Origin of the sequence: Neiella litorisoli, from assembly GCF_014773395.1 — a bacterium.
In the GTDB taxonomy this organism is placed as follows: domain Bacteria; phylum Pseudomonadota; class Gammaproteobacteria; order Enterobacterales; family Neiellaceae; genus Neiella; species Neiella litorisoli.
This window is the reverse complement of sequence record NZ_JACXAF010000002.1, coordinates 1-12,400: the sequence shown is the minus strand read 5'-3', so window position 1 is coordinate 12,400 and position 12,400 is coordinate 1. Positions and strand designations below refer to the sequence as shown.

14 protein-coding genes are annotated in these 12,400 nt (G+C 51.0%); 10 read left to right on the top strand and 4 right to left on the bottom strand.

Annotated features, from left to right (window positions below):
• Positions 1–86: 86 nt before the first annotated feature.
• The 3 genes from IC617_RS02115 to nifL all read right to left on the bottom strand — a co-directional run bounded on the left by IC617_RS02115 (position 87) and on the right by nifL (position 3,818).
• A complete protein-coding gene (locus tag IC617_RS02115; protein ID WP_191143341.1) occupies positions 87–551 on the bottom strand; it encodes a RipA family octameric membrane protein in 465 nt (154 codons plus the stop codon).
• Positions 552–693: 142 nt separating this feature from the next.
• Complete coding sequence (nifA, locus tag IC617_RS02110; RefSeq protein ID WP_305080174.1) at positions 694–2,244, bottom strand: nif-specific transcriptional activator NifA; 1,551 nt, start codon at positions 2,242–2,244, stop codon at positions 694–696.
• Positions 2,241–3,818 carry a nitrogen fixation negative regulator NifL gene (nifL, locus tag IC617_RS02105; protein WP_191143340.1) on the bottom strand — a complete coding sequence of 526 codons (1,578 nt, stop codon included), beginning with the start codon at positions 3,816–3,818 and terminating at the stop codon, positions 2,241–2,243. The genes nifA and nifL overlap by 4 nt, the downstream gene beginning before the upstream one ends.
• Positions 3,819–4,178: 360 nt before the next feature.
• On the opposite strand from nifL, the gene rsxA reads away from it, so the two are divergent.
• The 7 genes from rsxA (at position 4,179) to IC617_RS02070 (ending at position 9,517) form a co-directional block, all read left to right on the top strand.
• The gene (rsxA, locus tag IC617_RS02100; RefSeq protein WP_191143339.1) at positions 4,179–4,763 is read left to right on the top strand and encodes an electron transport complex subunit RsxA; all 585 of its coding nucleotides are present in this window, start codon (positions 4,179–4,181) and stop codon (positions 4,761–4,763) included.
• A gap of 14 nt (positions 4,764–4,777) precedes the next feature.
• Positions 4,778–5,305 (top strand): RnfABCDGE type electron transport complex subunit B, encoded by a 528-nt coding sequence (locus tag IC617_RS02095; protein WP_224745733.1) that lies wholly within the window; start codon positions 4,778–4,780, stop codon positions 5,303–5,305.
• Between the two features lie 85 nt (positions 5,306–5,390).
• On the top strand, positions 5,391–6,899 hold the full coding sequence (rsxC, locus tag IC617_RS02090; protein WP_191143338.1) for an electron transport complex subunit RsxC: 1,509 nt from the start codon (positions 5,391–5,393) through the stop codon (positions 6,897–6,899).
• Positions 6,900–6,912: 13 nt separating this feature from the next.
• Positions 6,913–7,926, top strand: a complete 1,014-nt coding sequence (locus IC617_RS02085; protein WP_191143337.1) for an RnfABCDGE type electron transport complex subunit D — start codon at positions 6,913–6,915, stop codon at positions 7,924–7,926.
• A 9-nt stretch (positions 7,927–7,935) separates the two neighbouring features.
• Positions 7,936–8,595: an electron transport complex subunit RsxG gene (gene rsxG / locus IC617_RS02080; protein ID WP_191143336.1), complete on the top strand. Its 660-nt coding sequence runs from the start codon at positions 7,936–7,938 to the stop codon at positions 8,593–8,595.
• Positions 8,592–9,266, top strand: a complete 675-nt coding sequence (locus tag IC617_RS02075; RefSeq protein WP_087506953.1) for an electron transport complex subunit E — start codon at positions 8,592–8,594, stop codon at positions 9,264–9,266. Before rsxG ends, IC617_RS02075 begins: the two co-directional genes overlap by 4 nt.
• Positions 9,257–9,517: an RnfH family protein gene (locus tag IC617_RS02070; RefSeq protein ID WP_191143335.1), complete on the top strand. Its 261-nt coding sequence runs from the start codon at positions 9,257–9,259 to the stop codon at positions 9,515–9,517. Before IC617_RS02075 ends, IC617_RS02070 begins: the two co-directional genes overlap by 10 nt.
• A 57-nt stretch (positions 9,518–9,574) precedes the next feature.
• On the opposite strand, the gene IC617_RS02065 is transcribed toward IC617_RS02070, so the two are convergent.
• A complete protein-coding gene (locus IC617_RS02065) occupies positions 9,575–9,733 on the bottom strand; it encodes a YqaE/Pmp3 family membrane protein (protein ID WP_191143334.1) in 159 nt (52 codons plus the stop codon).
• A 344-nt stretch (positions 9,734–10,077) separates the two neighbouring features.
• Here IC617_RS02065 and IC617_RS02060 point away from each other — a divergent pair, with 344 nt between their 5' ends.
• The 3 genes from IC617_RS02060 (at position 10,078) to IC617_RS02050 (ending at position 12,106) form a co-directional block, all read left to right on the top strand.
• Positions 10,078–10,614 carry a flavodoxin gene (locus tag IC617_RS02060; RefSeq protein ID WP_191143333.1) on the top strand — a complete coding sequence of 179 codons (537 nt, stop codon included), beginning with the start codon at positions 10,078–10,080 and terminating at the stop codon, positions 10,612–10,614.
• Between the two features lie 204 nt (positions 10,615–10,818).
• The gene (locus IC617_RS02055; RefSeq protein WP_191143332.1) at positions 10,819–11,400 is read left to right on the top strand and encodes a hypothetical protein; all 582 of its coding nucleotides are present in this window, start codon (positions 10,819–10,821) and stop codon (positions 11,398–11,400) included.
• 46 nt (positions 11,401–11,446) lie between these two features.
• On the top strand, positions 11,447–12,106 hold the full coding sequence (locus IC617_RS02050) for a YoaK family protein (protein ID WP_191143331.1): 660 nt from the start codon (positions 11,447–11,449) through the stop codon (positions 12,104–12,106).
• Positions 12,107–12,400 lie beyond the last annotated feature (294 nt).

The following is a 12,400-nucleotide window of genomic DNA, read 5'->3' as shown; positions in this document are numbered from 1 at the left end:
TAGCTGCTATTTGGACCAAGCAAAGTCGACAATCAAGCTGGGGTAGTGCTTACCATTCGCCACTATCGCCTAGTATCTCTCGCCTTCTAAACGCAAACAAAGGCCGATAAGCTGACGATCCAAACCACAATAAACAAGAACGGACAAATAGCAGAGAAGGTTGTGGAGCCCACTTTGGGAATTTTAAAGCACATCAATTTTTTCCACATCGGCATTGTTGCATGCCAACTTCTAACGTGAGAAAAACCGATTTGCGTTTCAATATGGTCACTCTCAAAAGCTCTTAATTTTTCATATCTATCTTCATAAAACCAAAGATCTTGAGCCGCGATCAGAAACCACAATACCGACCAAATCAAACCTAAGCCACCCAAGGCGTATAACCGCAGGCTTTCATCAAGCGACTCAGGACGAATATAAAAAGCACCAATCAAGGCCGATTGAATGGTCAAAAAATAATTAAACCTGGCCCACATGCGATCGCCTTGCGAGGTCAATCGTTCCCTAATATTGCGATAGTACTCGAGCAAGAATTCATCTTCTTTTTCCACGATTAATATCCTCCTTGTGCGACCGATACGATATACCAATCCTCTCCGATAATCATTGAGTTAGCGAAAAATTGGCGCAGAAAAAAGCGGCTCAAATGAGCCGCTTGAATCATCCACTCCGATGTCATGGTGGTTCAGCCAACTACAACTGGCGCATCCGAATGTTCATGGTTTGGATCCGATAGGCGATTTGCCTTGGTGTCATGTTCAGTAATCGCGCCGCTTTCGCCTGCACCCAACCGGCTTGCTCCAACGCAGCAATCACCCGTTCGCGATCATTGAGATTGGGATCTTCGAGATCGGTCTGGGGGGTTGCGCCGCGAGTGGTTAACAAGTCACCGCCAAATTCATCCAGCAATATCAAGTCTTGATCAATCTCGCCGCTTTCACTCATGATCGACGCACGTTCGAGCATGTTCTCTAGCTGACGCACATTACCCGGCCATTCGTAGTTCATCATTTTGCGAATCGCGCCATCAGTCACGGTCAGTTTACGTTTTTGCTGATTGCCAATTTTTTCCACCAAAAAGCTGGTTAATTCCGGCACATCCTCCACCCGCTCACGCAGCGGAGCCGGATAAATCGGCATGACGTTAAGGCGATAATATAAATCCTCTCGAAAACGCTCCTGCCGCACTTCTTCTTCCAAGTTGCGGTTAGTGGCGGCGATGATTCGAACATCAACGGTCAAAGTTTGAGTGCCGCCGACCCGCTCAAACTCACCTTCTTGCAATACCCGCAACAACTTGGCCTGAAATGCCGCTGAGATCTCACCCACCTCATCAAGAAACAAAGTGCCGCCATCGGCCATTTCAAAGCGCCCCTTGCGCTGCTTCATGGCGCCGGTAAACGCGCCCTTTTCATGGCCAAATAGCTCAGATTCCAGCAAGTTGTCCGGCAACGCAGCACAGTTGAGTTTAACGAATGGCCCTGTCGCTCGGGGCGAGTTGTAGTGAATAGCATTGGCAATCAACTCTTTCCCGGTACCCGATTCACCGCGGACCAATACCGTGCTGTCCCATTTCGACACCAAGCGAATTTGCTCAAACACCCGCCGCATCGCTTGCGAATGGCCAACCATATTATCCAAGCTGTAATTGTTGCGAACCTTGCGGCGCAAGCGATCGCGCTCTTGCTGCAAATTATCCTGTTTCGCTTCAACGCCTTTGGCCAGCTCGACATTGCGCGCCACTAGATTGGCTGTCATTTCCATAAAGCGGGTGAAATCAGCCAACAGATGAGTGTCCGAGCTTTCTGGTTGCGCAGCTAACACCCCCAACACGCCTGATTTGCCCTTGGTGACGGGCACCGCAATAAAGGGTTTATCCAACTCGTACAAGGCCAGTTTGTCGGCAAATCGAACATCATTGGACACTTTACTCAACACCACAGGTTGGCCGTGGCGCATCACGGTGCCAAGTACGCCTTCGCCATTGCGGTAACGAATATTGTTGGTTTGCGACGATTCGACGTTACCCGGCGCGTGCAGGTTGTCGATGACCAATGACTCTTTTTCATCATCGAGCAAGGTCAGCATGGCATGGCGCAGCTTGGCTTTGTCGTGCAGCACTTTGAGCACGCTCGTCATGGTTTGCTGATAATCAAGACTATCGCCCAACACACTGCTGACTTCATATAGTGCCGCAAGATGCACTTCTGCCAGCGAACTTTGAGAGGCTGTCATAGGACTCATAATCGACCTCCAAAACTACTTTCCGAATGACGGTTGGGCAAAACGACTCGCACTCGACAGCCACCCAACTCTGCCGAGTGAATATCAACGGTACCGCTGTGCTCATTGATCACCTGTTGGACAATGCTCAAGCCAATGCCACGGCAACCGCCAGATGTGGCCGGTTTGGTGCTAACAAAAGGCTGAAAAATTCGCAGCTTGCGCGATTTATCAACGCCAGGGCCTGAATCATCAAAGGTCACCACCACCTCATCATGATCAACAAAGGTCGAAATCAGAATTTGGCGCTCGGCCGACTTGGCAAAATCAATGGCATCGATGGCATTGTCTAAAAGCTGCTTTAGCGCCACCCGCAACCGAGACGGCTGGCCGTTAATGGATGGCAAAGTTGCCGTTAATGACAGCTGCAACGGGATTGAGCGGCCAAGTAAGCGCTCCGTTGCCATGGCGGAAATATCATGGATAAGTTGATTAACGTTAACCGGTTGGAACGCCTCTTGCGGTCGTTCGGGCAAGGCATTTTTTAACTCTTCGACGGAATTGGCACCAGTGCGTAACGCCTCTTCCATGGCGTCGATACCGGGACATTGCTTGGTGGTTTGGCACATCATGTTGACGGCCGCTTCAATCATATTGATTGGCCCTTGCATCTGATGAATCGCTGCGTGCAAGGTCTCTTGCATGGCGTGGAGCATTTCCGACTCGGCGGTCGAGCGTTGCAGTTCGCTGATCCGCTGCTGCTCAATATGGCGTTTTTCGCGGGTGTATTCGGAAATCGCCAAAATCAGATGTTGTCTCGCTTTGGGCTGAAAGTAATCGTCAACATCGCTATCGTTGACCGCAATGGCCGATAACCGACAGCTAAACCAACGCTGATCTTGCTGACGCTTCATATCAACGCTGACGCTGTGGCCTTCGGCATAGTTGGCCGTCATCAATTTGCGAATGGCATCGGTACCGAGATGTTGCTTGAGGCGAGTGAGCACTTCATAAGCGGGTTCGTTATCAAAATCGGCCGCCAAGGCTTTGTAGGCCAAGTTATCGAGCACCACTTTGTTCTCATCATCGAGCAAAGCAATAGCGACAGGAGCAGCGTTCAGCACCGCTTCAACCACGGTATTTTGATTGTTCAACCGGGTTGAAATAGCGTGCGATTCAGTGACATCGCGGTGCATCCCCATAAAGTGAGTGATGTTGCCAGCGTCATCGCGTATCGGCGAGATGGTCACGTCAGCCAAATAGCGTTCGCCGCTTTTGCGGCGATTAATTAATCGCCCTTGCCAGCAATTACCTTCGGTAATGGTATGCCACAACGCTTGATAAATCTGACTCGGGGTCGTGCGGTAACTCAATACCGAGTGATTGCAACCAATGATCTCGTCACTTTGATAGCCGGTAATGCGGCTAAAGCCTTCGTTAACGTAAATGATTTTGGCCTGAAGATCGGTAATGGAGATCGCCATTGGCGCTTGTTCAACAATTTGCACCATTTGCTGCAGCGACGCGGATGAATCAATTTGGCCAAGCTCAAACTGACTACCAAGCGTGGGTGGCTCGAGAATAGATTTGGTCATGATGGTCCTCGGCAAGTCAAAAGTTACCGCATCAATGCGCTGGCAAGTTGCACAGAACTGCTCGGGCAATGATGCACATCGGTTAATGGACTAGTTGTCCTTTCTGCAAACCCCATTCCCACTTCAATCACCAGTAATCACGCAGCCTGATAAAGCAGTCATTGTTTGATTTGTAACAAACCAGCACAAAGTAATTGGCCCGATTGTCACAAAGCGCCTGCGGAACAATTCTCATTCATCTTGCAAATCCCTCTAAACGCGCACCACAAAAGGGATTTATCGGCTTATTGATTCAAATTGGGGAGCTGGTATGGCACCTGCAATGAGCATCAGCATGATCGTTTTGTATGGGATCACACCATGTCTGAACATTTGCTTTTGCTGCTCAGTACCGCACTGGTTAACAACGTCGTATTAGCCAAGTTCCTCGGCCTTTGCCCGTTTATGGGCGTCTCTGGCAAGATTGATAGCGCCATCGGAATGGGCTTTGCCACCACTTTTGTGTTGTGCCTTACCGCCATTGCCTCGTGGATGGTCGAGCACTTCATTCTTGCCCCGCTCGACCTGCAGATCATGCGCATTTTGGCCTTTATTCTGGTGATTGCAGCAGTGGTGCAATTTACTGAGCTGGTGATTCAAAAAATCAGCCCGCCACTTTACCAAGCACTGGGGATTTTCCTTCCGTTGATCACCACCAACTGCGCCGTGCTCGGTGTTGCCATTTTGGTGGTGCAACAACAGATGACACTGTTTCAAACCCTTTTTTATGCCTTTGGCTCAGCGCTGGGCTTTAGCTTGGTGATCGTGTTATTTGCTGGCTTAAGACAACGATTGAAACTGGCGAACGTGCCGGAGTCACTGGCCGGAATTCCCATTGCCTTTATTACCGCTGGCTTACTGTCGATGGCCTTCATGGGCTTTGCCGGCATGGTCGGCTCAGCCTAAGGAGCACAACGAAAATGATGACATTAATTTCCATCGTCGCATTGGCCGCCATCGGCGGTTTACTCGGGGGCTTGTTAGGTTGGGCGTCAAAAGCACTGAAAGTCGAAGGCGATCCTCGCGTTGATGAACTCGAAGGCATGCTGCCCGGCGGCCAGTGTGGTCAATGCGGTGAGCCAGGCTGTCGGCAAGCTGCCGAGGCTATGGTCGCAGGCAAACTAGGGCCTGATTGTTGCCCGCCGGGAGGTCGTTCGCTGGCTCAGAGTATTTCTTCGCTACTGGGCGTGGCATTAACTGAAGGCGGCGAAGACATCCCTGTGGTTGCCCGTATCGACGAGTCATTGTGTTCGGGTTGTACCCGCTGCTTTAAGGCCTGTCCGTTCGACGCCATCGTCGGCGCCAACCGCCAAATGCACACGGTGATCCGTCATGTTTGCACCGGTTGCCGACTGTGCGAAAAAGCCTGCCCTCAAGGCTGTTTGTCGATGGACCCAGTTGCGCCAGAGCTTCATACCTGGCAATGGCCAAAACCAAAGGTGGCCTGATGAACAGTCGCTTAATGAACCAACACCGAAAGCCATTGCGCTTGGTATTTTCCACAGGCTCGCTCATCGAGCCGGGAGTTGCATCATGCTTGCTTTAAAACGTAAGCCGTTTCATGGTGGCATTCACCCAACGGGCCACAAAGAACTGACGGCCAACGAAGCCACTATTAACAGCGATGAACCACAGCGAGTCTATCTCAGCTTGCAACAACGCAATGGCGTGGTGTTGCGCAGCCATGTCAATGTCGGCGATACCATCGTCAAAGGACAACTGATAGCGACCGGCCCCAACGATATGTGCGTGCCGCTGCATGCGCCCATCAATGGTGTGGTCGACGCCATCGGGCCGCATGTATCGGCGCATCCATCTGGGCTAAAAGTGAACACCTTGGTGATCCGAGGTAACGGCGATCCCAATTGGGGGATCCCCCATGTGCCCTGTGACACCAGCAAATTATCTCCCGAGGAAATCATCCAGCGGGTACTAGACGCTGGCATTGTAGGCCTTGGTGGCGCAGGTTTTCCGAGCGGGATGAAACTGCGATTTGCACGCCAAAAACAGGTTCATACCCTGCTACTCAATGGTGGCGAGTGTGAGCCCTACCTAACCTGTGATGACCGACTGATGCGCGAACGCGCGGCTGAAGTTGCCGCTGGCGCCGCCTTGATGGTGCGCGCTATTGGCTGCAGCCAAGGCATTATCGCCATTGAAGACAACAAGCCTGCCAGTATCGATGCCATGCGCTCAGCGATATCTGATCGGCCTCAGCTTTCAGTACAAGTAGTGCCAAGCCTTTACCCCATGGGCTCCGAGCGCCACTTGATCAAAGCGGTCACTAACCAGACGGTGGCTCCAGGTCAGCTCAGTACTGAAATCGGTATTTTGGTTCATAACGTTGCCACCGCTCAGGCTGTGTATGAAGCGGTGCGTTATCAGCGACCATTAATTCGGCGCATTATGACGGTTTCTGGCGGCGCGCTGGAGCAACCGGCCAACATTAATGTTGCGATGGGGACGCTGGTATCTGACGTGATTGCCAAATGCGGTGGCTTGAAAATGGAAGCCGGCCGACTCATTGCTGGCGGGCCGATGATGGGACAAGTCCTGCCCTCGCCGTTTGTGCCGATTGATAAAAGCATCGGCGGCATTCTGGCACTGAGCAAAGACGAGATCCGCGCCGAGCAAAGCCACGATTGTGTGCGCTGCGGACGTTGCGTTAATGCCTGCCCGATGAGCTTGATGCCATTTCAAATGGCAGCTCACAGTCGCATTTCCGATCTTGATGGCGCCCGCCATTTTGGTCTTGACCACTGTTTGCTGTGCGGTGCGTGCTCGTATGTTTGCCCATCACGAATTCCACTGGTGCAGTACTTCCAGCATGCCCGCAGTTCGCTCAATGCAGCAAGAACAATGGAGCGCAAGTCGGCGCAGGCGCGCCAATTGACCGAAGCGCGACAAGCCCGTTTGCACCGCGAAGCAGAAGCCAAGAAAGCAGCCAAAGCTGCCAAGGCGGCCCGCAAGCCGCGTAAGCGCACCGCTCGCACCAGCACTCGCACGCAACGCAACACCAGTAACAACACTTCTAGTAGTTAAGCGGAGGCAGATCATGGTTCAGTTTACGCCGGTTGCCGGCCCTCACACCCACGGTGGCACCTCGACCACCGATCTGATGTATTTAGTGATCGCCGCCTTGCTGCCAGCGAGCTTGTTTGGTGTCTATCTGTTTGGCATTAATGCCCTCATCGTGCTGCTGACCTGTTGCTGCGGCGCCATGGTGTTTGAGTACCTTGGCTTAAAACTGCTTGGCCGCTCTAGCCACAGCGCGATGGACGGGTCAGCACTGCTCACCGGCCTGCTGCTAGGCTTGAGCTTACCGCCATCAACACCTTGGTGGATTGCCTTAAGCGGCGTGTTCTTTGCCATTATCGTCGGTAAGACAGTGTTCGGCGGCCTCGGTCAAAACCCATTCAACCCCGCCATGCTCGGGCGGGTGATGCTATTAATTTGCTTTCCTGTCGAGCTCACCAACTGGCAGCAACCGACTCCGCCAACCATGACCGATGGTGGCCTAGCAATGAACAATCATTGGTTAAACATCAACATTGACGGTATCAGTGCCGCTACACCGTTGAGCCAGTTGGCGGGTGATGTCAGTCAATCATTGCCGTCTTTCACCGAGCTGAGCTTGGGCCAGCATGCCGGTAGCTTAGGCGAAACCAGCGCCTTGCTGATTCTACTTGGCGGCTTGTTCCTGCTGTGGCGCGGCATCATCCATTGGCGCATACCGGTTGCTTTACTGCTTGGTTTAGCCATTCCAGCTGCCATCAGTCACCTCATTGCGCCAGAGAGCTTTGGCTCAGCCACCAGCCATGTACTCAGCGGTGGTGCCATGCTGGCAGCATTCTTTATTGCCACCGATATGGTCACCTCGCCCACCAGTGCCAAAGGCCAATTATTGTTTGGCGCCGGTTGTGGTCTGCTGATCTGGCTGATCCGCAGCTTTGGTAGTTACCCCGAAGGGGTGGCATTTGCCGTGTTAATCATGAATGCCACAACGCCTGTGATTGACCACTACCTGCGGCCGACGGTCTTCGGTCAAGCCAAACGCTTTCCGCTGTAGGAGATTCGTATGCTTCCTTGTATTCAAAAACAACTCGACCGGATCCGCGATAACACCAGCTATCAGGCATCATCATTGGCAGCGGCAACAGCCATTGCTACCGGCTTGTTGCTGTTAGTCAGCCAACTGACTGCGCCCGCCATTGCCATGCGCCAGCAAGAAGATCAGCAGATGGCATTGGCATTGGTGATGCCAAGTGAGCGCTACAGCAACAATATTCTCGCCACCGCGAAGTCGTTTCGTTTGGATGGCCGCACCTACCAACTTTTTACCGCATTTGATAACGGCGTATCAGCCGGTTACGTAGTAGAAACCGAGGCTGACGGCTACGCCGGTCCAATCAAATTGATGATTGGCTTGGATGAGCGCTTGCAAATCATTGGCGTACGAGTGTTAAGTCATGCTGAAACGCCGGGCTTAGGTGACAAGATTGAGGTGTCGAAACACAAATGGATCACCAGTTTTGATGGCTTGTCGTTAGCCAACACTGGCGATGACAAATGGCAGGTAAAAAAAGACGGCGGCCAATTTGACCAATTCAGTGGCGCCACCATTACCCCGCGAGCGGTTGTTCGTCAGGTGCACCAAACCCTGCGCGATATGGAATCAGTCGCCAATCAACAAGCCACCGAGCAATTATCAGCCGCTGAACAAGGAGCATCATCATGACCGACTATCGCTCAATATTTGCCGAAGGCCTGTGGCGCAACAATGTGGTGCTTAGCCAATGCTTGGCATTGTGCCCTTTGCTCGCAGTGACTTCCTCTGCAACGAATGGCTTGGGGCTTGGTTTAGCAACGCTTGCCGTGATGGTATGCGCCAACTTACTAGCTTCAGTCTTTCAGCCAGCAATTAGCCGTGCGGTTCGCATCCCGATTAACATTTTAATGATTGCGACCTTGGTGACGTTAACTGATTTATTGCTCAATGCTTGGATGCACTCGTTGCATAAAGTACTAGGTTTGTTCATTCCATTGATTGTCACCAACTGTGCCATTCTGGGCCGAGTTGAATCGTTCGCCAGCAAGCAGGCGCCGGTGCCAGCAATTGCCGATGGTGTGGCGATGGGGCTAGGTTTTACTTGGGTACTGGTAGTACTAGGCGGTTTTCGCGAAGTACTGGGCAGCGGCACTTTGTTCGCCGATGCCAGCTTGCTGCTGGGCTCCAGTTTTGAATTTCTCGAACTCACCATTATTCCGGACTACCGCGGCTTACTGTTGATGATCTTACCGCCGGGCGGATTTTTGGTACTGGGCTTTATGCTGATGGCTCAGCGTTTATTGCAAACCTGGTTACAAAGCCGTCAACTGCGGATACAAGGAGAGCAATCATGCGCGTGAGTATTGCCTATGCCGAACCTGAGCAACAATTGTGGATGGAGTTAGACGTACCAGATGGCGCCACCGCGATGACGGCGATCAATCAGTCGGGCATTCTGGAGCTGTGCCCCAATATTCAAATTGAACAACAGAAAGTCGGGGTGTTTGGCAAATTGGTCACGCTTGACGCCGCTCTAGTTGAAGGCGACCGAGTGGAAATCTATCGACCCACAACTTGGGTGGCCGATGACGACGACGATGACGATGACTAATCACAGGCGCTAGCTAGCAATCCACAGATCAACGCACTGCGGATTGCTGGCAGCGGATTATTTCAGAATCAACCAAAGGGCGTGAATCACTCCTGGGATAAATCCGAGAATACACAACACAATATTGATTATTAAATGTTTGCCCACGCCATCTTGCAAAAACACCGCGACAGGCGGTAACAAAATAGCCAAGATCACCAATAACACTTTACTCATCACAATCTCCCTTTGATTGTAAAAACATCATCAACCTGCTCGATTATAGTCGTTCTGCTGTTATCGGTAGTTCGAATTAAGTGGTTAGTTGTTTTTGTTCAGCAAGTTAACTCGGTAGGAACGGTGATTGTCGGATTTACAACAATGCCGTGATAGCACTGTAATAACGACAAAGCCGAAACTGACATAAGATATAAAAATCAATACGTTAGAAAACCACCTTATGTGGCAAAGCAATTGCAAACTCCCTTGTATCTCTCTTTTCATGAAACCGAACTAACCAGCAGGGACATTGACGACACCTCACCCCCGTCGTCAATCATCCCAAACAAGGAGTAGCAACCATGGCCGCAATTGGAATATTTTTCGGAACCGATACCGGAACCACGCGCAAAATTGCCAAAATGATGCACAAAGCATTAGGTGATGACCTCGCTGATAAACCATTGAACATTAACCGCGTTGATGCCGACACATTGATGGGTTACGACTTTCTGATCTTAGGCACCCCAACATTGGGTGAAGGCCAGCTGCCGGGGCTGTCTTCTGAGTGTCAGGCTGAAAGCTGGGAAGAATTTATGCCCAACTTTGATGAGATGGACTTGGCCGACAAAAAAGTTGCTTTGTACGGCCTAGGCGATCAGGTCAATTATCCTGACGAGTTTGTTGATGGTCTTGGCGAACTTTACGATGCCGTTGCCGAATGCGGCGCCGAAATGGTCGGAAGCTGGCCTGCTGAGGGTTACACCTTTAATTCATCTCAAGCACTAGACGAAGATGAGTTTGTTGGCTTGGTACTGGACAATGACAACCAGAGCGACCAACACGCCGAACGCATCGAAGCTTGGTTGACTGACGTTAAAGCAGCATTTGGCGTTTAATCGCCAAATAACAACATCCCCCCTTACTGCTTAACGTTCTTGTGCGCAACGTTCTATCGCTCAACCTTCTACCGCTCGACCATGGCGCCAAGGCTATGGTTGAGCGTTTTTATACCAACGGCATATGGATTCAACTCATGGATTGGTATAAAAATTCTGGTTAATATGCCAACCAACCATCGCAGCCGTTGTTATCGAATTTCCATGAAAAGAATCTTTGGCACCTTTTTCACCTTGCGTACTGTTGCATTGCTTAGTGCCACATTGCTGACCCTTGCTAGTACGCAAGTCGTTGCTTGCCAAACCAATGCCGAACTATTGCCCCGCAAAGAAGCAATGATGAAAGCCATTTCGTTGTCCGATTATGTTTTTGTCGGTTCAGTCACTCGGCTCTATCGTCTGCCCGATCACTATGAAGGCGTCAAAGGCGCCGTCATCAACTTGCAAGAATCATTTCGCGGCGATGTTCCAGTGTTTGTCGATGCCAGCTTCACTGGCTACTGCGGCATCAGCCCGTCGGACAAAAAAGATCCTGACGGTTACTGGCCTGCCGAACTTAATGAAAACTATGTGTTTGCCGGAAATATGATTGACGGCGAGCTGATGATCATTGCCGTGGGCGAGGAGTACGACGCCACAGCCTTTGCCAGCGAAGTAACCTTGCAAGACGCCATGGCGAAAATCGCCGCGGAAAAAGAACAAAAGCGCAAGAAGAAAGAAGACGACAAGATCGAGATCCCAGAGCATTTGAAAATCGACCACTTGGCCGAATTTGAAGATGAATAAGGTGCCACTCAAGCAGACAACCCAGCCCATGCGGAGTGTTTAACTCTTGCTATCTCAACTGCCTAAATGGGTTGAACTGGGCGCATTCGTTCTCGCTTTAATCGCAGGGTGTGTCAATGCGATTGGTTTACTCGGTTTTGAACACCAATCGGTCTCTCATTTGTCAGGCACAGCAACGCTACTTGGCACCGAATTACTCAGCCTCTCATTGCAAAAAATAGTGCACCTCATCGGCATTCTGTTTGCTTTTGTTGGCGGCGCCTCAATTGCTGGATTTTTGCTCCACGGTTCAACTTTAAAGCTTGGCAGACACTACGACACCGCGCTATTTATTGAATTTTTATTATTGGCGGTTTCGTCATGGCTACTCATATCGGGCTCGTTCTTTGGTCATTTCCTTGCTTCTGCCGCTTGCGGCCTGCAAAACGCAATGGCGACTACATATAGCGGCGCCATTATCCGAACCACCCATGTCACCGGTATTTTTACCGATCTTGGCATCATGCTCGGCGCTATTTTCAGAGGTGAAGCACTTGATCAACGAAAAGCAAAACTGTTCATCTTTATCATTGTCGGGTTTGTGTTAGGCGCAACATTCGGCGCCATCCTGCACGCCAAATACGAGTTTAGCGCGCTACTGGTTCCCGCGATCATCTGCCTGTTAATGGCCATCACATACCGTGTTTACGCCAAGCATCACAGTTAGAGCCTGTTGTCGGTTTTGTCACTGATTTTTAGCGGCCAACAGGATATAGTGAACCACACGAAGGGAATCAATCGGTTAGTGCATTCTGCTGATGCCAAGCCTAAAGGACATAGGCGAACACTCTCCGAAAACATCCCCATTATCAAAATAGGTATACAGTCCCCCCTATCTGGATAGTACGGACTCGGTATTCCTACTAAGCGTTGATATGATTCCCGCTGTCAATAGGCGCAGCTGTTTCCCTACCGAACATTCTTTTCCGGCATTGAAGAACCTGAATGAGTGACCTTGGGC

Bases quoted from the DNA above. Each gene is read 5' to 3' on its own strand.
- IC617_RS02070 (WP_191143335.1), top strand. From the start codon at position 9,257: ATGCGCGTGAGTATTGCCTATGCCGAACCTGAGCAACAATTGTGGATG.
- rsxA (WP_191143339.1), top strand. From the start codon at position 4,179: ATGTCTGAACATTTGCTTTTGCTGCTCAGTACCGCACTGGTTAACAAC.
- IC617_RS02095 (WP_224745733.1), top strand. From the start codon at position 4,778: ATGATGACATTAATTTCCATCGTCGCATTGGCCGCCATCGGCGGTTTA.
- IC617_RS02060 (WP_191143333.1), top strand. From the start codon at position 10,078: ATGGCCGCAATTGGAATATTTTTCGGAACCGATACCGGAACCACGCGC.
- nifA (WP_305080174.1), bottom strand. From the start codon at position 2,244: ATGAGTCCTATGACAGCCTCTCAAAGTTCGCTGGCAGAAGTGCATCTT.
- rsxG (WP_191143336.1), top strand. From the start codon at position 7,936: ATGCTTCCTTGTATTCAAAAACAACTCGACCGGATCCGCGATAACACC.
- IC617_RS02085 (WP_191143337.1), top strand. From the start codon at position 6,913: ATGGTTCAGTTTACGCCGGTTGCCGGCCCTCACACCCACGGTGGCACC.
- nifL (WP_191143340.1), bottom strand. From the start codon at position 3,818: ATGACCAAATCTATTCTCGAGCCACCCACGCTTGGTAGTCAGTTTGAG.
- rsxC (WP_191143338.1), top strand. From the start codon at position 5,391: ATGCTTGCTTTAAAACGTAAGCCGTTTCATGGTGGCATTCACCCAACG.
- IC617_RS02065 (WP_191143334.1), bottom strand. From the start codon at position 9,733: ATGAGTAAAGTGTTATTGGTGATCTTGGCTATTTTGTTACCGCCTGTC.
- IC617_RS02055 (WP_191143332.1), top strand. From the start codon at position 10,819: ATGAAAAGAATCTTTGGCACCTTTTTCACCTTGCGTACTGTTGCATTG.
- IC617_RS02075 (WP_087506953.1), top strand. From the start codon at position 8,592: ATGACCGACTATCGCTCAATATTTGCCGAAGGCCTGTGGCGCAACAAT.